The 20,928-nt window shown below is 44.0% G+C and carries 14 protein-coding genes; 2 read left to right on the top strand and 12 right to left on the bottom strand.

Going from position 1 to position 20,928, the window contains the following annotated elements; translation table 11 throughout:
- Nucleotides 1–4: 4 nt before the first annotated feature.
- The 7 genes from JZY04_RS11835 to JZY04_RS11860 form a co-directional block, all read right to left on the bottom strand.
- The gene (locus tag JZY04_RS11835; RefSeq protein WP_032531070.1) at nt 5–2,578 is read right to left on the bottom strand and encodes an outer membrane beta-barrel family protein; all 2,574 of its coding nucleotides are present in this window, start codon (nt 2,576–2,578) and stop codon (nt 5–7) included.
- 170 nt (nt 2,579–2,748) lie between these two features.
- A complete protein-coding gene (locus tag JZY04_RS11840) occupies nt 2,749–4,044 on the bottom strand; it encodes a DUF4010 domain-containing protein (protein WP_044299813.1) in 1,296 nt (431 codons plus the stop codon).
- Between the two features lie 56 nt (nt 4,045–4,100).
- Complete coding sequence (locus tag JZY04_RS11845) at nt 4,101–4,571, bottom strand: CYTH domain-containing protein (protein ID WP_122142573.1); 471 nt, start codon at nt 4,569–4,571, stop codon at nt 4,101–4,103.
- 2 nt (nt 4,572–4,573) lie between these two features.
- Nucleotides 4,574–5,893, bottom strand: coding sequence for an OprO/OprP family phosphate-selective porin (locus tag JZY04_RS11850; protein ID WP_005779161.1), 1,320 nt, complete (start codon nt 5,891–5,893; stop codon nt 4,574–4,576).
- Nucleotides 5,894–6,009: 116 nt separating this feature from the next.
- On the bottom strand, nt 6,010–6,144 hold the full coding sequence (locus tag JZY04_RS21310; protein ID WP_005812004.1) for a hypothetical protein: 135 nt from the start codon (nt 6,142–6,144) through the stop codon (nt 6,010–6,012).
- Between the two features lie 153 nt (nt 6,145–6,297).
- A protein-coding gene (gene prfB, locus JZY04_RS11855; RefSeq protein WP_122142574.1) for a peptide chain release factor 2 occupies nt 6,298–7,414 on the bottom strand; the annotation gives its coding sequence in 2 pieces (ribosomal slippage) (nt 6,298–7,350 and nt 7,352–7,414; 1,116 coding nt in all).
- A gap of 60 nt (nt 7,415–7,474) precedes the next feature.
- Nucleotides 7,475–9,280, bottom strand: coding sequence for a long-chain fatty acid--CoA ligase (locus JZY04_RS11860; protein WP_122142575.1), 1,806 nt, complete (start codon nt 9,278–9,280; stop codon nt 7,475–7,477).
- Between the two features lie 189 nt (nt 9,281–9,469).
- Here JZY04_RS11860 and JZY04_RS11865 point away from each other — a divergent pair, with 189 nt between their 5' ends.
- The gene (locus JZY04_RS11865; RefSeq protein WP_032531066.1) at nt 9,470–10,531 is read left to right on the top strand and encodes a M20 family metallo-hydrolase; all 1,062 of its coding nucleotides are present in this window, start codon (nt 9,470–9,472) and stop codon (nt 10,529–10,531) included.
- Between the two features lie 369 nt (nt 10,532–10,900).
- On the opposite strand, the gene JZY04_RS11870 is transcribed toward JZY04_RS11865, so the two are convergent.
- Both JZY04_RS11870 and JZY04_RS11875 read right to left on the bottom strand, forming a co-directional pair.
- Nucleotides 10,901–13,300, bottom strand: a complete 2,400-nt coding sequence (locus tag JZY04_RS11870; RefSeq protein WP_181996388.1) for a family 16 glycoside hydrolase — start codon at nt 13,298–13,300, stop codon at nt 10,901–10,903.
- A gap of 28 nt (nt 13,301–13,328) precedes the next feature.
- Nucleotides 13,329–15,416, bottom strand: a complete 2,088-nt coding sequence (locus JZY04_RS11875; protein ID WP_181996390.1) for a glycoside hydrolase family 127 protein — start codon at nt 15,414–15,416, stop codon at nt 13,329–13,331.
- A 210-nt stretch (nt 15,417–15,626) separates the two neighbouring features.
- Between JZY04_RS11875 and JZY04_RS11880 the strand changes: the two genes are divergently transcribed.
- Nucleotides 15,627–16,604 (top strand): substrate-binding domain-containing protein, encoded by a 978-nt coding sequence (locus tag JZY04_RS11880; protein WP_044299818.1) that lies wholly within the window; start codon nt 15,627–15,629, stop codon nt 16,602–16,604.
- Here the strand turns inward: JZY04_RS11880 and JZY04_RS11885 are convergent.
- The 3 genes from JZY04_RS11885 to JZY04_RS11895 all read right to left on the bottom strand — a co-directional run bounded on the left by JZY04_RS11885 (nt 16,596) and on the right by JZY04_RS11895 (nt 20,794).
- Nucleotides 16,596–17,975: a PepSY-like domain-containing protein gene (locus JZY04_RS11885; RefSeq protein WP_122142646.1), complete on the bottom strand. Its 1,380-nt coding sequence runs from the start codon at nt 17,973–17,975 to the stop codon at nt 16,596–16,598. The genes JZY04_RS11880 and JZY04_RS11885 overlap by 9 nt on opposite strands.
- 65 nt (nt 17,976–18,040) lie before the next feature.
- A complete protein-coding gene (locus JZY04_RS11890) occupies nt 18,041–19,087 on the bottom strand; it encodes a hypothetical protein (RefSeq protein ID WP_122142578.1) in 1,047 nt (348 codons plus the stop codon).
- Between the two features lie 738 nt (nt 19,088–19,825).
- Nucleotides 19,826–20,794: a glycoside hydrolase family 43 protein gene (locus JZY04_RS11895; RefSeq protein WP_122142580.1), complete on the bottom strand. Its 969-nt coding sequence runs from the start codon at nt 20,792–20,794 to the stop codon at nt 19,826–19,828.
- Nucleotides 20,795–20,928: the final 134 nt, after the last annotated feature.

Here is a 20,928-nt window from a genome sequence, read left to right on the forward strand (position 1 = left end):
ACTCTTAGTTAGCACCGCCTTGACCACCCTGGCCACCGCCACCTTTCACATCATCATTATTGATACTGCGGGCAGCTTTCTTCACGCTGGCTTTCAACTCACCGATACGATAGCTGAGGCTGACACCGAAGCTACGGCTCGGATAGCGGCTGCTATTCTTAGACAAGAAGTTTTCACCGATAGTAGTGTTGTTGAATGAACGATATTTCTCGAAGATATTGCTTACATAAGCACTTACCGTAAAACGATCTTTGATGAATGAACGGTTCACACTCAGGCTATAGTAATAGTAACCCGATCCCTTACCCTGCAAGCTAATGTAAGGAGTACTTCCTCCGGCATTCAGACTGGCGCGTATTTTCAATGGGAAAGTATGCTGAATGCCGCCATACATAGAAGCGCTCCATCCATAATTATGTAATCCTTGGGCCGGACTCTTAATATCAGCGTAGCTACCATCACCATTCAGATAGATACGAGTATTGGGAGAAGCATTCCAGTTAGCATAAAGGCTCAGACCTGTATTACGGTTCTTACCGATATTTTCGTACGTGCTGTACAATGCACCTTCGGGAGCATGATGTCCTCCGGGGAAGTCCTCACCGCCTTTACCGATCAGACGGCTCACCCGCTCAATACCATTGTTTCCAAATGAGTGACGCAAAGAAACATTCACATTGAACTTCATACTGAACATACTATAGCTCAGATTGAACGAGTGGCTCTTTTCACTTTCCAGATTCGAATTACCCTGGCTGATAAACATCGGGTTACGGTCGTCAAAATAAGGATTCAAGTTCCAGATACCCGGACGCCAGATACGCATGTTGTAACCACCACGCAAGTTCTGTGTCTTACCAATCTTAATACCCATCGTAACAGATGGAACAAAATCATTATAGTTGGTGCTGAAATCTGCTTCCGGACCGATAGCTCCAGCCAAATATTTTACATCCTGAGCGGTATATTCATAACGTACTCCCGGTTTAAAAGAGAAGCCCTTATAACGAAGAGTGTATCCTAAATAAGCAGCAAGAATGTCGTTCATATGCTTGTACTTACTGCTACGGTCGTTGTTGTATTCATAATCGTCGGTTGCCCCTTTAGCTTCGAACAACTTATTATCACTTAAATTATTACGGATAATATATTTGCCACCTACTTCTATCGTATGTAACTTTCCGATAGGGGTGGTGTAGTCCACCTGGAAGGTATGTTCAGTAGTATTCGTTTTTCCATCCGAGTGAGAGTTGTTTAATAGGAACTTCTCAATAATTTCCAATTCAAAAGGATCCTTTATATCTCTATACTTAGTGTAGTAATCCGAATTCTGGGGTTGAGTACTGATCTTGTAGGAAAGAGTAATCATACGGTCCTTATTCTTTTTAGACGTACGCTGGTAGTCGACATTACCCCGCATCGAATACCACGAACCGCTTCCATCACTCAGAGAGCCATATTGATAAGCCAACACATCTCTGTTTGCATTCCACATCGTAGTCAGTCCGTCACTGTTATTATCATTACTACCTCCATACATACCGAAAGAAGCAGTCAGCAGGCGTAATGTATCAATTTCGTAACTGGCTTCCAGATTACCGTACTGGAAACTACCGTCATAATCGGAAGTACTGTTTGATTCCAGATATTTCTGATCTTCCGAGTCAAAGTTTTCACGGAAACTATTTGAGTAGCTCTTCGGAGTTGTATTATAATTGTAGTTATAGTTACCGGTCAGAGTCAGTTTACCCGACTTAATAGTGGCATATCCGCCCGCACCGGCACCACGGTTACTGCCACTGGCACGGAAAGTAGCGGTATACCCTTCAAAGCCACCGCCTACAGTAACGATATTCAGGATACCGCCTACACCTTCTGCATCATATTTAGCTCCCGGAGAAGTGATTACCTCGATATGCTTAATTGTATTAGCAGGCATACTTTTGAGCACATCTTTCGGATTATTGCTCATCATGTTATTCGGCTTACCGTTTACATGGATTTTAAAACTGCTGCTGCCATTCACCTTAATGTTGTCTTCACCGTCCACTGTAACCAACGGGACTTTACGAAGCATTTCCATCACTGTGTTGGTCTTTGAGTCCGGGTCGTCCTCAATGTTATATTCAATCTTGTCCACATCCACCTTTACCAATGGTTTCTGGGCAACGATCTCTATGCCCTTCAGTTCGTTAGTAGCCTCAGCCATATTCAATTGTCCGAGGTCAATTACTTTATCTCCTGCCTTTACGGTGAAGTCTTTCACCAATGTCACTTTACCTACAGATGAAAAAGTAGCGACATAGTTTCCGGGAGCGACAGTCAATTTTTCCTGGAATTTACCATTCAAGTCAGTTACGGCCATTTTCAAGGCTTTTTGGGGAGCACTCTTTTTCACGATTTTGATCGTAGCATAAGGTTCTCCCTCTTGCGTCAGCGAGTCAAGAAGCACGCCTTTCAATGTATAAGATGGAGCTGCTGTACGTTGCTGGGTTTGCTGAGGTTTCTGCTGTTGAGCATACATCATGCCGGATGTTATAAACATCAACAGCAATAATAGTAGTAGTTTGTTTCTCATGTGAAGTTATGTTTTAGTTTATAGTCTATCAGACGCAAAATCATAGTATTTGTTACGGATTGGCAACGAAAATATCGACTTTATATTCGTTTACGAAACCCTCGGAGTTAAGAAAGGTGAAATAGGGCGATTTTTATTCTTTTTTATCAGAAGTTGTTCGATAACGCACATTAAATCAGATAAAAGAAAAAAAGTACGACAACATTTGCCGCAATCACACAGCCGAAACCGCCTAATATCCATGAGCGCAACTTACTCTGTTTACCCGAAAAGAAAAGTGCATAACACATATTCACCACAATATTGCTGATAATGGCTTGCATGGTACAAGCCATCACAACAGTGGCCGCCACACTCCCGGTTCCCTGCAATAAGTTCAGGATGAAAGGAGTGATATCACTGAATCCGGACACAAACGATAATAAGTTCAATCCTCCGGTACCGGCATAAATCAATGTGTAATGTGTCAACACAGTAAAGATAACGAATAGTCCGGCAAAAATCAGTGCTACTTTGAACTCCAAAGGGTTACTGCTGTCATCCTCTTCTTCCACAAGATCAGCATCAGGCGTCCGTTTCCGCCGGCAGTGGATAAACCAGGCAACACCGGCTGCAACAGCAGCCATAATCAAAAGATAAGGATAGATAGAGGCAAAGATGGTGGAACTGAAAATAAGAATTAAAATCATAAAACGCAGAAACATCATACTCACAGCCAACAGCATGGCAGCAACGTATTCGGGTGCTTCCTGCGAGTGGATATTCCTGCTTTTACGCGCCAATACTGAAATAGTGGCCGTACTGCTATACAATCCACCGATGATACCGGAAACCAATACTCCCGATTCACGAAAGACATATCGCTTCAACAGATAAGAAAGGTAAGAAATGCCCGAGACAACTACTGTAGCCAGCCAAATGGTATAGGGGGTCAGATTGATATCCGGAATGATATTTTCATTGGGTAGCATGGGGAGAATAATTCCACTGATAGCCAAAAATTTGGCAAGTGTGATCATTTCATCGTTTTTCATTCGCTGTGCAATCTCCGTAAAGGTATGCTTCAATTCAGTGAACAATAAAACGGTTACAATCACCATGACATAAAACCAGGAAGGCTGTGTAGAAACAATAGGAGCAATGCAATAAGTGATCAGCGCAATGATGATGGTCGTCACCCCGAATACGTGAAACTGGGTTTGTTTTACATAATAGTTCAATCCCAGAAGCATACCGAGTATCAACCCGCCTCCCATAAAGAGCCGCATCTCTTCCGGATCGAGGATATACAAAAGGTACCCTAACATTCCAATAAACGTAAAGGTGCGGTCCGTACCGAAAAGAGTGGTTTCTCCTTCACGCTTCAGACTGATCTTGCGTTGCGAGAGTCCTATTAAAAGTGAAAACAAGGTGACCAGAATAAAGGTCACCAGCTTTTCCGGCAAGTAGTTGTACAGTTGTTCCATATATCTTTATTCTTGAGCCCGTAACTAAAGAAACAAATATACGGATTATTTGTTAGCTACGGCCAGGTAGTATACGGTTTTTTCATTAACTGGGAATTATAGTAGCGAACATCCCCAGTTACCTCTTCCCCGATAAAGTCAGGTTTTACAAACATTTCATCCTCTGCCCCCAATTCAACCTCAGCTACTACAAGTCCTTCATTCTCACCGTAGAATTCATCTATTTCGAATACGTGTTCCCCGCTACGAACCAGGTATCGGGTTTTATCGATCACTCCCGGTTCACAAAGTTTCATCAGTTCCTCTGCCTCAATAAGCGGCAGTTCTTTCTCCCACTCATAGCGGCTCAACCCTGAGGTATCGGAGGCTCCTTTAATAGTCAGGTAACCTTTCCCATCGCGGATACGTACCCGGACCGTTCTTCCACGGGCACTGCTGATATAGCCCTGAACAATGCGACTCTGCGCAAAAGCCTGTGATTTATAGTTTCCTTTAACGAGAAACTTACGTTCTATCTCTTGTGACATATTTAAAAATTCAATTGTATACGGAGTCCCAGAATGCCATATGCATTCCCCCCCTTCCCCAACGATTCGTCTACTTCCTCGGGTTTGTAAGCAATCTCTCCGTTCGATTTATACCCCACCGCTGCCTGTCCGAAGGCATTGGCATATTTATCATTATCTACATACGAATAGTTAATCTGGAATTTAAGATTCCGGGTAGCATAATAATTCACCCCAAACGTCCATCCGTTGGCCGATCCGCCCATCACCTCTGTTCCGTTCAGGTCGATACGGTCAAAACGGGCTGCCAGTTCTATGTCGCCCCAACTACGCCCAAACGACGGCTGTGAAAAAGCGCCACGTGATTTACTATACCGCTGCTGTCCGCCAAACAGCAGATAAGCAGCCTGTACATAGAAACCATTGAACTTCTCCGTCGCTAATCCTTCCATACGCACTGTGTTGTTCATAATGTATTCTCCCTGAAAACGAAACCCTCTGTAGAATCCGGCCAACTCGGCACCCGCCAGCCAGTCGTGACTGACCGAGGCAATAGGCGATGTATCCAGAAACTTGATTTTATTGATATAAGACAGCGACCTTGTACTGTATCTCACCGTATTTGGCATCAGTGAACCAACCGTAGTCTTCGGAGTGCGATAAGATGCAGCAATTCCCAGATGAAAGCCTTTCACTTTATCTGCCGAAACAGGTTGCCAAACCGCACGGGCAGTCACCGATATTCCTTCATCTTCTCCGGCTTTGTTGTTACTTTCAGAATAATCTTTTTCTTTATTACCTTCAATTCGCTTGAAATGTACACCTGCTACCCCCAGGAACTGGTCATGTTCCCAAGTTCCCTGTACGCCAATATGATATTCAGGAGCAAATGCCGATACCACATTCGCTTTCTCCATAAACCATAAATCGCCCGAAGAAGTCATTGCAGCCATCCCAAAACTCTCTTTAAAATTACCTGCCCTAAAGTAGAGCCCGTTGGGAAAAGCATATTTAATAAAACAGTCTTTTAACGAAAATCCGCCATCGGTCAGATCCATCTCTATTTTACCAGATAATCTTTTACCAAATGCAGCAGTGGCACCTAAACGTACACGCCTAAATCCGACACCATTGCCTATGGGCTGGTAATCCTCTCCAAAAAACACCGCTCCATCTGCCTGGATACGACCATTGAAAGTCAGTTTAAACTTATTGTCCTCCGAACTGAAGGTTAATGATTCTTTCTTCACCTCAGGAAGAAAAGATTTAGACTCCTGGGCAGAAACCATCCCCAGACAAGTAATTGAGAAGATAGAAAAAATAGTAATCAGTTGCTTGTTCATCCGTCTTTTTAGTGATTAGCGATTAATTGGCAGTGATTAGCAGCTAATAACCGGTGATTAGTACAATTCATCTATACGGTACTAATCACTAATTGTCAGTCACTAATCACTCACTCTTAGCCCAAAAGAGAAAAACCGATAATCATAGCCAATGCCAGAATGACCAGCGAGACAAAAACTACCTTAACGACCTTTTTGGCTTGTTCTTCTTCTTTCTTGCTGTGTGTTACTTTTTTCTTATTCTTACTCATAATCGTTAGCTTTAAAGTTCAACGCTAACAAAGTAAGAACAAATCTTTTAACCAGCCAAAAATATGGAGAATAAAATGATGAGCAAAGAAAGGAAATAAAAAAAACATCCTCCGGGGCAGAAAACCCCGGAGGATGTTACAATTCTGTTATATTTAAGCCTCTTCGGACGAAAATTCCATCAGATAAGCCTTGATAAAGCCTTCTATTTTACCATCCATCACTCCGTTTACATCAGAGGTCTGGAAGTTGGTACGATGGTCTTTTACACGACGGTCATCAAATACATAGCTTCGTATCTGCGACCCCCATTCGATTTTTTTCTTACCGGCTTCCACTTTGGCCTGTTCGGCCATGCGGTGCTGCAATTCTTTATCGTAAAGAATAGAGCGCAACTGACGCATCGCATTCTCCCGGTTCTTAGGCTGGTCACGGGTTTCGGTATTCTCAATCAGGATTTCCTCTTCCTCTCCGGTATAAGGGTCCTTGTACTGATAACGCAAACGAACGCCAGATTCCACTTTATTTACGTTCTGTCCACCGGCACCTCCCGAACGGAAAGTATCCCAAGAGATACAGGCCGGCAAAATATTCACTTCAATGCTATCGTCCACCAACGGAGTGACAAACACGGAAGCAAAAGAAGTCATACGCTTACCCTGCGCATTGTAAGGGGAAACACGAACCAAACGGTGTACACCGTTTTCACCTTTCAGATATCCATAAGCATAGTCGCCTTCGATCTGGATGGTACAGGTTTTAATACCCGCTTCATCACCTTCCTGCAAGTTGGCCATGGTTGCTTTATAACCATTGGTCTCGGCATAACGAAGATACATACGCATCAGCATCGATGCCCAGTCCTGACTCTCCGTGCCACCGGCACCGGAGTTAATCTTCAGCACGCAACTCATCTGGTCGGCTTCATCACGAAGCATATTCTGCAACTCCAGGTTTTCCACATGTTCCAGAGCCTTTGCATACGCCTCGTCCACCTCCTGCTCAGTGACCAGTTCGTCTTTATAAAAATCGAAAGCCAGCTCCAGTTCGTCTGCCAGTGTTTTGACTTCGTTGTAACCGTCAATCCACTTCTGTAATCCTTTCACCAGTTTCATTTGTGCTTCGGCCTTCTTCTGGTCATCCCAGAATCCCGGAGCCTGTGTTCTCAATTGTTCTTCTTCGACCTGAATTTTCTTCCCGTCGATGTCAAAGATACCTCCTCAGCGCATCAGTGCGCTCTTTCACGTCTTTAAGTTGTTCAATAGTAATCATACTTCTTATTTATGGTTTTCGTTAATAATGGGGAGCAAAGATATACAAAATTTCGTGTTCTTACTCCTCATACATTTTATCAATTACCTCTTTATAATTGCGTGCCACTACCGAGCGTTTCAGTTTCAGAGTGTTAGTCAGTTCTCCCTTTTCCATACTGAACGGTTCAGGAAGCAATGTGAAACGTTTAATCTGTTCGTAGTGGGCAAATTGTTGCTGCAACGTGTCAATACGTGCACGGAACAAAGCAATAATCTTAGGATGCTCCAACAGTTCGGTCATGTCCTTGTATTCGATACCTTTCTCTTTGGCATACTGTTTCACAAAGCCGTATACGGGTACAATCAACGCAGATACAAATTTACGCTGGTCGGCAATAATAGCTATCTGGTCGATATAACGGTCAATAACCAATTTGGTTTCCAATGCCTGGGGAGCAATGTATTTTCCATTCGATGTTTTGAACAGATCCTTGATGCGTTCCGTCAGATACAACTGACCATTTTTGAAATAGCCGGCATCTCCGGTATGGAACCATCCCTCTTCATCAATAGCAGCTGCCGTAGCTTCCGCTTTCTTATAATATCCCTTCGTGATCGTTTTTCCCCGAAGCAGAATTTCATTGTCTTCCCCGATCTTTACCTCTACCTCCGGCATCACTTGTCCTACCGAACCGATGTCATAACCGGTCTTCGAAGTACACGAAACAGTCGCAGTAGATTCCGTCAAACCATATCCCACCAACATATCGATACCTACGGAATGCACAAATTCACAGATTTCATCAGGAACAGCGGCACCGGCCGTCGGGAAGAAGTTACCATTCTCTATACCGATAGTCTTTTTCAATAAGGCATAAATAGTCTTTTCGTAGAATTTATATTTCAGCTGAATCATTTTGGGAGGCGTCTTACCTACCCGCAGATACTCAAGATTGTGGATACGCCCTACCTTGATGGCATCCAGCATCAACATTTTCTTGATACCGGTAGTCTCGGCAATTTTCTCCTGGACACCTGCATATACTTTTTCCCAAAAACGGGGTACACTGCACATCAACGTCGGACGAATTTCTTTAATCGTCGTCTGGATGTCGGCCGGACGGAGATTGATACATACCTGTACTCCTTTATGCACACAGAGATAAGTCCACGCCTTCTCAAACACATGGGTCAGAGGCAGGAAGTTCATCGAAACGTCCTTGTCGGTCATATCCACCAAACGAATATCGTGAATGCGGAATGCTTCCAGATAGCAAGAATGATGTAACATCACTCCTTTGGGCTCACCGGTAGTACCGGACGTATACAATATATTTGCCAAATCATCGGCACTGGCACGTGCCGTACGTTCTTCCACCACTTCGTTGTGCGGCAAATCTTTTCCTTTGGCCAGAAACTCGTCAAAGTAGATGGAACTCATATCACGCGGGTCTCTTACTACTGCCGGATCGAAAATAATTAACTGGGTAAGTGAAGGGCAAAAGCCAAATACACTGAAAGCAGCATCGTATTGGAACTGCTCTCCTACAAATAAGAAACGTATCTGTGCATCATTGATAATGTATTGTGCCTGTGCCGGAGAGCTGGTTGCATAGAGTGGAATCGTCACCGCACGATTAGCAAAAGCGGCAAAATCCGTAAACAGACATTCCGGCTTATTTTGAGAGAAAATACCGATGTTTTCTTCTTCCTGTACCCCCAGTTCCACCATGGCATTGGCGGCCTGCCTTACAGTTTGCGAGAATTCATTCCAAGAGATAGGGATCCACTGTGCCTTCTCATAGTCACGGTATTTCAGAGCTGTCTTGTCGCCATACTTTTCAGCCTGACGATGAACCAAGACAGATAAATGATGATAAGTCATATCCTTTGTTGTTAGTTATTCGTCTGCAAAGGTATCGTTTAATTTGGAATTATCAGGTGTGAACACTGAATTATTTTGCTTAACAGAGTCAGGCACTTAGCCATATAGTACCTGATAAATAGTTGTCTGACAAACTGAAAGATTCAAGTATTATTTGTACATTTGCATCCGTTCAAAGCAAAAAAAGAAATGATAGACGAATCCATTACATCCGAAGCTGTCGGCTTGCTGAAATCTCTGATCAGCATCCCTTCGCTCAGCCGCGAAGAAGAAAAAGCAGCCGATTACCTGCAAAACTATATCGAGGCCGAAGGTATGACCACAGGCCGTAAAGGAAACAACATCTGGTGTCTGAGTCCCATGTTCGACCTGAAGAAACCGACAATCCTGCTCAATTCCCATATCGATACCGTAAAACCGGTCAACGGTTGGCGAAAAGATCCGTTCACTCCCCGCGAAGAGAATGGGAAACTTTACGGATTGGGCAGCAACGATGCCGGTGCAAGCGTAGTGACACTCTTACAGGTGTTTCTGCAACTATGCCGCAGGCAACAAAGTTATAACCTCATTTATCTGGCATCCTGCGAAGAAGAAGTATCGGGAAAAGGGGGTATCGAAAGTGTATTGCCCGGACTTCCTCCTATCAGTTTTGCCGTAGTAGGAGAACCTACCGAAATGCAACCTGCCATTGCCGAAAAAGGGTTAATGGTACTTGATGTCACTGCCATCGGAAAAGCAGGACACGCAGCCCGTAATGAAGGTGATAATGCTATATATAAGGTATTGGACGACATTGCCTGGTTCCGCGACTACCGTTTTGCCAAAGAATCGTCTCTGCTGGGCCCTGTCAAAATGAGTGTCACGGTGATCAATGCCGGTACACAGCACAATGTCATCCCCGACCGTTGCAATTTCGTAGTGGACGTACGAAGCAACGAACTTTACTCCAATGAAGAACTGTTTGCCGAAATACAAAAACATATTTCCTGCAAAGCCGAAGCCCGCTCATTCCGCCTTAACTCTTCACGTATCGAAGAGAGTCACCCGTTTGTACAAAAAGCAAAAAAACTGGGACGTATACCTTTCGGTTCCCCTACCCTTTCTGATCAGGCGTTAATGTCTTTCCCTTCGGTAAAAATGGGTCCCGGCCGTTCTTCGCGTTCACATACAGCCGATGAATATATCATGATTAAAGAAATCGAAGAAGCATTGGAGTTATACCTGAAGATACTGGACGGCTTGGAAATCTGACCCTTCCGTCTGTAGTGCTGTCGGCCGATGGAACAAATTCGTGCAATGCATCAGCTATTTTCAGACCATAAAAGGTTCCATAACTTTTCATCAATTATATTCTACTTGTCATTCTGACAAGTAGATCACTCGAAACCATGCAGGCAGAGGCTTTAGGAAACAAAGGTCCTTTGATTAGGTTCCGGCTGATAAATAGAAGGTTATAAGTGTTTATATCACATTGAAGGAACACTTGTTTTAACGATCTGTTAAAACAAGTGTTTTGATTGTAAACAACAAATCTTTTACATGCAAAAGACTTGTTGTTTACAATCTGTCAGCAAAACTTTCCGAAGTGGCATTAACAATGTTAATTCCCATAACGATAACTTACTTCCCAAGCACGACAATCGTATACGAGTAAGCAGGAAACGAATAAATAAAATCAGATCCGGCAGCCTGCATCCAGATAGCTTTCGGAAGAATCCGGGTCGGCGTATCGGGAAGATTTTCGTCATTCAGTTCTCCACTCAAAGTATATATTTCCATATTTCCCTCCGGAATGAAACCGGACAAGTTTATCTGGCTCCGCCGTACCTCAGGTGAAGTGTTCACAACATGCAGAATCACTTCATCACGTGCTTCATTCGTTGTGGCTGTCACATCCAGTTCTCCTTTCACTTCACTCCACAAACGTAACGGATGGTGATGGGCAGCAGACATCTGCTGTGCATAGAAAGTCGGCATTCCCCAAACCTGTCCCGGTGTGAAAAATACCTGCCCCTGATCCCAACCATTGTCATTTTGCAGATAGGGTTGAAGGGCATTGGCCGCACAGGTAGTCAGGATGAAGTCACCATGGCGGCGAACTACATTCTGAACGGTAGCATGTACAATGGCACGCTGAATGTTATGCAGGTTTCCATTTTCTTCAAAAATGGCACAACGCATCGTTGTATTCGGATTCCATTTCAAGAACTTGGCCTTCATATCCGTCAACTCCCTGTCTATGTTCTCACGGCTACCGAGATCATCCGTCCAAGGGTGATAATCCCAATAAGCAGCTTTTCCGTCAAGGGCTTTAAATACTTTTTCCATGTTAGGCGATTCGGGACGCCACCAGGCAGAATGAATAAATTGCACCTCCGGATCTTTGGCATGAACCGCTTCATAGATATCATTAAAACGATCAATGTAATGCTGATAGTCTGCCTCGATATCCCCCCAGATGACCTCTTCGTTTCCAATCTCCAGATACTTCAATCCGTAAGGTTCGGGATGCCCGTTCGCGGCACGCTTCTTCCCCCATTCCGTATCTACCGACCCGTTCAAGTATTCAATCATGTCCGCCATATCCTGCGCCGACTCTTCTACATTCACTGCATAAGCAGGCATAAACCCTGCCTTCTCGCAGAAGCGGAGGAAATCCTCGATACCGAAACCGTTAGTCGAATAAGTATACCAGTGGCCTTTATAAGGCGGACGCAATGCACGATCACCAATCATATTCTTAAAACGGTATTCGGGAGCATTAACCATCGTACCTCCATAGCGCAGGAAACGCAACCCCTGATCCACCATTGCCTGCCCGATATCATTACGCAACGGCAACCCACGAAACTGCCGGTCGGCACCGTTCATCAAAGTGACCATATCTACCAGAAAACGCCCTTTCCCTTTCAAATAAATGGCAAAGCGTGCGTTTTCATCGGTCTTGTCCGGAATCAACTCAAATGTATACTTTTTCCAGTCGCCGGACTCGGTACGGATACACTGTACAGCATATTCTTTTTCACCATCCACGCTTTGAAGGGCTACCCATACTTCCGCCTTCCCTTTCAAATAAAGGCTACCGGTTTTCTTCTCACCCTGACGTACGGAGATCCCCCAGCGATTCAAGCTCCGGTTGGCAATGCCCACTTTACCGATACCTGCCAGACACTCTACTTGCTGAGCATAGTGTCCATGAAAAGGTTTGTCCGCAACCTGTTTATATGAAGCGGCCGCATTCAGATCTGCAAAAGCATCCCACATGCCACTGACCTGTGGCGCCGATCGGGTTAACAGCTTGACAGGAGTACCATCTCCGATGGTCAGGTTACGGAAAGATGCACCGGCACCCCAATTGCGGAAAGCGACCTTTCCATTACGTAAAGTGGTAAGATGATCTTCGAAACGCAATACTTCATGACTGTTCAGCAGAATCACCAGTTCATCACTCTCCATCTTCACTTCCATACGATTCCATTGCGACGGATCTACATCTACCGGAACTGTTTTCAGTTCCTGCCAGTTGTGCAGATGCTTACCTAACAGCACGCGTTTGCCATCGGCAAACAGGCTGACTTCGTATCCATCAAAATTATCCGCTCCACCTCCGTATTCACCGACGCGCAACAAAAGTCCCGCATTATTGGCAGACGAAATGTCATCGGTAAATTTTATATCGACTCCGACCCTACCGTCAGAGAACTCCGCATCATCATAAACCAATTTCGCCCCCGGATGCGACGATACGGAAAGTTGATCATCTTGCATCTTCCATACCCCTTCGCACCGGGTAAACCCGATAAAGTTATCCATGGAGGCAGGTTCCTCAAAGCTCTCGCCAAAAATCTGCTGATCATAAATTCCCCCATAAATCTCATGATTTACATCTTCCATGCAAGCTCCATATAAATAAGGAGTTATTTTATTCTCGACCTTACCCGCATCCACCCGGATCACAGCGTCCTGTGCCGCTACTACCGAAGCAGACAATATCAGAGCTAACAAACAGTTTACCCTCATTTTACAATTGTGTTTATGTTCGTTCGCATTATTTACTTGCCGGAATCCAAACCGCATAACCCTTATCCTGGCGATTGCCCAAAGCATAATAAGGAATAGCCGTAACCGGTACTTTCTTTCCTGTCTTATCCAATGCCTGACCTTTAATTACATTGATTCCATTCAATAATCCCTTTTCAAAAGTGATCGACAGGGGAGAACGCATATCAACCTTCAAATCAGCCAAACCTTCATTATCACATCCTTCCAGACAATATACAAAGGGACCGGCGGCAATGGCTACTTTGTCCTGTAAATCCGCCACTGCTTCATTGGCTGTCACCAAACGCGGCTGAACGGGTAGTGTCAGCTCAACTTGATCCCCCTTTTTCCATTTCCGTTGAATTTCGGCATATCCTTTGAATATTTTTAGTGGAACCGACTTACCGTTTACCTTCAGGCTTACGGCAGACCGTACCTCCGAACGATACAGGCCATAAGGATTCTCCACACCTTGCGCCCATCCCGGGATACGCACTTTCAATATAAAAGTCTTCTCTTTTTCGGGTTCAACGGTCATGGTGACAACACCCTCCCACGGATAACCGGTCTTTTGCGTCAAACGTACCCGGTTCCGATCCGCCAGAGTCATTTCCGTTTCGCTACCAACAAAAAGGTTCACATAAACGTCACTTCCCTTCTGCGAGTAGATAAATCCGGGCATTGCAGACATCATCTTAAGGAACATTGGCGGACAACAAGGACAATCGTGCCAGCTCCAACGGGCATGCTTAGCAGAGTTCAGCGGATTCTGGTAAGTGTATTGTGTGCCGGAAAGAGAAATACCTGTCAGGACGTTATTATATAAGGTGCGTTCCAATTCGTCCATATACTTGGCATCACCTGTCAGCTCGTTCATTCTTTGACTGAAGAAACCGGCACCGACAGCAGCACAAGTTTCCAGATAAGCATCTGTAGGCAGAAAGTAATCGGGTCCGAACTTCTCGTCAAAGTGAACAGCACCTACTCCGCCGGTGATGAACATACGCTTTCCAATCATATTATCCCATAAACGACTAACGGCAGCAATATATTCCGGTGAATGATTCTCAAGTGCGGCAGCCGTTGCTCCGGTAGCAAACAAAGTAGCACGAACGGCATGTCCTTCAATAGTCTTCTGTTCGAAAAGCGGAATGGAATCTTGCGCATAGTCCCCCCATGACGGACGGGTATGATTCCCGAATTCGGGAGCTTCATATTTCCGGTCACGTATCCATTGTTCGGCAGACGGATTACCCCATGTACCCCACAAAGGGAATCCACAGTGATGTCCTCTGCCTTCGATCCAGAATTCGGCCAATTTGAGATAGTCCTGCTCAGCAACCGGGACATTGATTTGCTTTTTCAGTTCCGGATTGTTTTTATAAATGATATAAAGTTTCACCAAAGCCTCTTCCGGACCGGAATGGGCCGGAACCACATTCTTTTTAGGGAAAGCCCCCATGTATCCAGCCATCAGATTGGCACAGCGGGTTGCCACTTCCAGCAACTTCGTTTTTCCGGTTGCATTATAATAATGTATCCCTGCTTCCACCAGCATACCGGCATTGTACACATCGTGTTGCCAACGAAGCATTCCTCCCCGTTCTCCCCACTGATGGTCAGCTTCCATCAGTTGAGTATAAGTATCGATATAACCATTGGGCTCCGATGCCTGTGCCTTAGCTATTCGGTCGATATATCCGTCGACACGTTTCTCCAAAGCAACATCCGACTGTCTTGCCATCAAGTCTGCCACCCCACGGATTGTTTCGTAAACAAGTCCGTCAAACCAGGGAGCACCTGCATGCTGACCGATATTTCGCTCGCCCTTTGCCACACGGTCAAAGTTCTCAAACGTATTACAGAATTTTCCCGGATGTTCCAGATGCTTCCCTTCAAACTTGTCAAAGACATCATTCACCGTCACCTTCTGCCAAAGATCCAATTTGGGTTTCCAAAATGCATCTTCTATTTTCACCTGGCTTACTTCCGGAAACTGAATGCCGGAACCTCCTTTATCAGACGACTTTGCCGTCAAACTTCCGGTCGCAGTCATTGCAAGCAACACCGGAAACATAAATCTGTACGTTCTCATTGTTTTATTTATAGTTTGTTGTTTTCCCGTCTTTCTTTCTTGCTTATGAATCTTATGATCCAAGCAACAGTGCAAAGATAATGAAAGCCATCAAAACTGATACGAACTGGTCTGTATTTTTATTATGTTACAAAACATATACTATATCCGGAGAATATCCATAGCCTTTTACGTTTTTTATCCTATCTTTGCAGCACCAAAAACAAGAATATGAAAAGGAATGAATCAAAATACAAACAAGTAGTAAATCACGTTATAGACGGCATCAACAATGGTAGTTATAAAAAAGGAGACTGGATTCTCTCTATCAATGAATTCAGAAAGAACTATAATCTATCCAGAGATACGGTATTCGCAGGTTTGAGCGAGCTTAAATCAAAAGGAATTATCGATTCCACCCCGGGTGTAGGTTATTACATAGCAACAACCCGAATTGCGCAAAAGCTAAATGTATTCCTCCTTTTCAACGAATTCAACGAGTTCAAGGAAGATCTTTACAATTCATTCATGTCTTCCATCAAAAAGACCGCAAACGTAGATCTCTATTTTCACAACTATAACCGCAAAGTCTTCGAGACGCTCATCAATGAAGCCAACTATAAATACACCACATATATCCTGATGCCGGGCAAGTTCACCAACATAGCCCCACTATTGGAGAGCCTATCCGGACGGGTCTTCCTACTCGACCACTTTCACCCGGAACTGGCAGGCAAATACTCCTCCGTTGCACAGAATTTCGAGAAAGACACTTACGAAGCTTTGGTACACGGACTCCCGCACCTGAAAAAGTACGACCACATCATCATGGTCCAGAAGGAAGAGAAAGAGCCTATCGAACGATACAACGGCCTCTGTACTTTCTGTGAGGAACATCAGTTTACACACGAATATACCGACTCCGTAAGGGACCGGATGATCAAGAAAGGGGAAATATTTATGACTGTCAACGACCGGGATTTGGTAGATCTGCTTAAACAGGCGCAACTACAGCAGTTTGTTCCCGGAAAAGACTTCGGTATCATCTCTTACAACGACACTCCGCTGAAAGAGATACTGGCCGGAGGTATCACTACTTTATCCACCGACTTCAAGCAAATGGGGCAAACCATGGCTTCACTTCTTACGCAGAAAGAGATAAAAACCATAGAGAACCCCTGGGAACTGAATATCCGGCACTCACTTTAATGAGATGATCTCCACAAAATTACCGTTCCGGTCGAATCTGACTTGCGAACCGTCACTCAGTTTGTATACCCAACCCTCTATGCTGTAAGAGCCGAGATACATATCCAGGTCATTGGGATAATGATAACGCATATACCTGTACACCTTCTCTGAGGCGCCCAACTCTATCTTTTCTTTCCCAAGAAAATCTCCCTGTGAGTCGAACATCAATCCGTCTCCGTTGGTTAGTTCCACCAAATAGGAAGCTGCCACCGAACGGTCTACCCGTGTGATTTCAGAATTCGAATATCCCGAAACATAATCGGTAATCTTTTCCGGCAACGATGCCACGAGCTTCTCCGGAAACGCAAATCCGTTTCCGTCTATATTAATCCATTCACTGGCATCTTCGTTAACAAGCATATTAAAGCCGTTCGGCAGGCGGACGGTAAAGTTGAGCACATCCGAATGCAGCGGATGACTGATAGAGATGGAACTCTGCTTACCGAAATACTCTTCTGCAAGTGCCTGTGCCTGCATCAGAGGTACCACTATCGGTTTACTCTCGGGATCGATAGTCACATACACAGTCTTGCTGACCTGAATTGTATAACGGGTACCCTCCAGACGAATGAAGGTGACTTGTGCATTCGAATAGTTCCGGTGCAAATCTTCCGTCACTTTCGCAGGTAATGTTTCCAGAATCGAAGTCGGCAACAGTTCGGTTCCTCCATTCACTTCCGTCCACTCTCCACGATCATCAAGCACGCATTTAAATCCGTTCTCCAACCAGAAAGTATAACCGGCAGGAAACTCCCCGTCAGGTATATGTTCAATCACAGCCTCAAAGGTTCCATCCGGAAAGTATTTTTCAGTAAACTCCCGCACCGATTGCGGCAATGAAGATTCACCTTTTATATCCATTTCATACCCGACACAGGTCTGGTCGTAGTAGAATGCTACTTTCTTGCCACTGTTCAATAACACACATTCTCCGTAACAGGTGTTCTCCACACCGACAAACGGATCATTAGAGAAGTGTTGTTTTACATATGCGATGACTTCTCCAAAAAGGGATTGAAGTGATTCGGGCAAGTTTTGATTTGGAACCATCAGACTCTTCCATCCTCCATTTTCATTAAATTCCACTTTTACCTCATCGGGAAAAGCAACCCGGTAGAGCAACTGATCGTCCTCCTGCCCGGTCATCGTTCTTTCTATCTTCTCCGGAGATTGTCCCGGAAAATAATTAGATAAAAAGAACTGCGCAGTACCTGGCAGCTGGTTTATTTCAATCTCCCCGGATGGTTCATTATCTTCCGAACATCCCACTACGGAAAAAGGCAGGCAGAGCAAGAAGCATAAATAAAAGACGGAATAAAAAGTCTTCATAGTCATGTGGTTTTATGTTTCAGGCAAAGTTAAAGGATAGTGCTGAATATAAGCACCTAACAGAGTTAAACTTCATTAAGAGGAAGGTCAAACTTCAACACATCACTCCCTCCCTCTTCCGTTATATTCAGTCCCAATACATATCTGCCGGATGGATCAACAGCAATTTTCTCCAATTTTACATCTGTGTGATAAATGGCAACCGGAGCACCTTGCCAGGTAAAGACCATAATCTTTGATTTACCCGAAGTACCTGGGAAACCGTTATAAAGGGCATAAAGATAATTGGGGGTGCCACAAAGAGAAATGAAATATTTAGGTGCATTCGGAAAATCAAGAAACTCAGGATCATAGTCCGGGTATTTCAGCTCTTTCCCTATCACTATTTCTTTCATCAGATTTCCTTTTAAATCATAAAAACAGAGAGAGTTCAGGTTCAGCAATCCCGTACAAGTTGCCTTTGCATCTTGATTTACCATTAAACAGCTCTCGTATAGATAAGATAAATGTCCTTCCGGATATCCGGACTTAATATCACGATGATAATCCACTGTCTTAACCCGGGCAGTATGCTTATCATAAATGAAAAACAAACCATGCTGCATATCTACATCAATGCCATATACACAAGAGTCTGTTTCATTATAATCCCTGACTACAGGCATCTCTGGCAATTGTTGTGCCTCAACAACAGAAACAGCGACAGGACCGGGAGATGCTGCCGAATGAATCGAAACAGTCTTTTTATTCCAACTATTCAATTCAATGAACGATAGCTTTCCCTTGCCTCCCCTGCCTATCGACTTCTCAAAAAAAGGAAAAAGAAAATCATCCGGCCCCTCTCCTTTCATCCCCAATCCGGCAAAAGCAGGAGGAACTGTAGCTGTGAAGATCTTTAATAATGTATCATTACGTGCGTCCAAAAAAGCACAAAAAGAATCAGTTACACACAAATCATAGAAAATATTCAGTCCTTCTTCTTCCGACAAGAAGATTTCGTGTTGAAGAGTATCCGTACACGTATCGGAAATATACACAGTTAACTTTTCCTGCTCCGATCCGCAAGAGATCATCACTATCGCTGCCAGACATATCAATAAGAGTTTAACCATAATCGCGTCTAAAATGAAGAATGTATGTTTTCTTAATACTGCCCTTTAAAGTTATCGCAACAAAGATAACAACCTCAAATCAGAATTACGAAAGAAACAAATGAAATCTGCTCCTTTATAAATTAGTTCGGCATCAAAAGAAACATGCCATATAGCTTTTTGACAGTTTGCTAAACAGCCCTTCTCAGGTTCGATTATTTCAGTACATTAGCCAGGTTCGTACTAAAAATCGTCTCCATTTCATTTTTCTGTTTATCATATTGTAGGAATCCGGACGTTTTCACAACACAATGAATGCCCAAAGGGGGAACTAAGAGCACTCATGTTTGTTTTTCGTAAAAAGAAAGTGCTTTTAGAAAGTCAGAGAGGGATCTCCTGTACTTGTCAACCAGAAAAGAAAGGAGGAAAATAATCTCTCTATTCCGGAACAATATATGTAATCGGGCAAAACATTAGGAGATTTTCAAAAAAGAAGTAAGCATTTTCGGAAATTGCTTACTTCTTTTAGAGTAAATATTTACTTCTTTTGTACCGGATGCTTACTTCTTTTCCGGGAAATGCCGGCTTCAGAGTCCAAAAAGCCCGGCTTTTCATTGCATTCACCCCGACTATCGCCCTCCTATCCTTCCGGTTGAACAGAAAGAAAGGAAGAGGCAGTTATCAGAAAAAGCATTTCAGTTACTTTTTGAAAGCTGATACAGGAGAACAGGATCATATTATCAAATCACTCTCTCTGCTTTACTTTACCAGCTCTGCAGTAATATAATCTTTGCTAATGCGCATACGGTCCACACCATTCACCTTTTGAAAGCTGACAGAACCAATATACATTCCACGCGGATGAATATGCTCTTTATCCTTATGTGCATGATAAACGATACGAAGTTTACCCTCTTTATCTTTGAACATAGCGCTATGCCCTACACCCTGCAAAGTACCGGGGTTCTGCAAAATAGGGTTTTCATCATATTTGGTCCATTCGCCCATTATATCGGTTGCCGTAGCACAGCCTACCCCATAGAACGGACTTTCAAAGCTATTGCCGGAATAGGTCATATAATACAGCCCCTTGTGTTTAAGCACATAAGAGCCCTCGTTGACCCGGGGCCAGACTTCTTCCCATGCTTGGGACACATGAACGCAAGGACGCATGGTTTCTGCTTTGATCGTCATATAATCATTTTCCAGTTCGGCTACCCACACGTTGTTGCCATCGTTGAACCGGACAAAGAAAAGATACGGCTTCCCGTCATCATCAATAAACAACGAACTGTCGATCATTTTCTCGTCAGCTATCATTGGTTTCTTTTCCTTCTGTCTGAACGGTCCTACGGGTGAATCGGAAATCGCTACGCAGATGTGTTCATCCGCCGTATAATACATATAAAACTTACCATGGATCTCATAAATCTCAGGTGCCCAGAAGCGGCTATCCGCCCACACATCTTCTTTATTCAGTGCCAGCCCATGCAGTTTCCACCGCTTCAAGTCCTTTGAAATATAGACTTCAATGCCATCTGCCGCATGCGTTCCATAGGCATAATAAACGCCGTCGTGCAACAGAATGAATGGATCACCCAATGGAACCGCCTCTCCCATAGCTTTCACTTCGGGGATCTCCGGCTTTTCAGTAACTCCTGTATACGAACAAAACGTAATCAGTAATCCCAGCAACATTGTCCCGCCAATAATCATTTTCTTTTTCATAACTGTAAGGGTTTTGAGTTTAATTCACCACGGAGGACACAGAGAACACAGAGAATATCTTTCTCTTAAACATCTTAATAAACAAGAGATTAAAACTCTGTGTCCTCTGTGGTGAATCGTATTCGTTTCTGATC

Origin of the sequence: Bacteroides sp. 11BF (assembly GCF_019633765.1) — a bacterium.
GTDB classification, from domain to species: domain Bacteria; phylum Bacteroidota; class Bacteroidia; order Bacteroidales; family Bacteroidaceae; genus Bacteroides; species Bacteroides hominis.

Coding starts and splice junctions, on each gene's coding strand:
- JZY04_RS11890 (WP_122142578.1), bottom strand. CDS start 19,087: ATGGTTAAACTCTTATTGATATGTCTGGCAGCGATAGTGATGATCTCT.
- JZY04_RS11840 (WP_044299813.1), bottom strand. CDS start 4,044: ATGGAACAACTGTACAACTACTTGCCGGAAAAGCTGGTGACCTTTATT.
- JZY04_RS11850 (WP_005779161.1), bottom strand. CDS start 5,893: ATGAACAAGCAACTGATTACTATTTTTTCTATCTTCTCAATTACTTGT.
- JZY04_RS11860 (WP_122142575.1), bottom strand. CDS start 9,280: ATGACTTATCATCATTTATCTGTCTTGGTTCATCGTCAGGCTGAAAAG.
- JZY04_RS11845 (WP_122142573.1), bottom strand. CDS start 4,571: ATGTCACAAGAGATAGAACGTAAGTTTCTCGTTAAAGGAAACTATAAA.
- JZY04_RS11895 (WP_122142580.1), bottom strand. CDS start 20,794: ATGAAAAAGAAAATGATTATTGGCGGGACAATGTTGCTGGGATTACTG.
- JZY04_RS21310 (WP_005812004.1), bottom strand. CDS start 6,144: ATGAGTAAGAATAAGAAAAAAGTAACACACAGCAAGAAAGAAGAAGAA.
- JZY04_RS11885 (WP_122142646.1), bottom strand. CDS start 17,975: ATGAAGACTTTTTATTCCGTCTTTTATTTATGCTTCTTGCTCTGCCTG.
- JZY04_RS11880 (WP_044299818.1), top strand. CDS start 15,627: ATGAAAAGGAATGAATCAAAATACAAACAAGTAGTAAATCACGTTATA.
- JZY04_RS11875 (WP_181996390.1), bottom strand. CDS start 15,416: ATGAGAACGTACAGATTTATGTTTCCGGTGTTGCTTGCAATGACTGCG.
- JZY04_RS11835 (WP_032531070.1), bottom strand. CDS start 2,578: ATGAGAAACAAACTACTACTATTATTGCTGTTGATGTTTATAACATCC.
- JZY04_RS11870 (WP_181996388.1), bottom strand. CDS start 13,300: ATGAGGGTAAACTGTTTGTTAGCTCTGATATTGTCTGCTTCGGTAGTA.
- JZY04_RS11865 (WP_032531066.1), top strand. CDS start 9,470: ATGATAGACGAATCCATTACATCCGAAGCTGTCGGCTTGCTGAAATCT.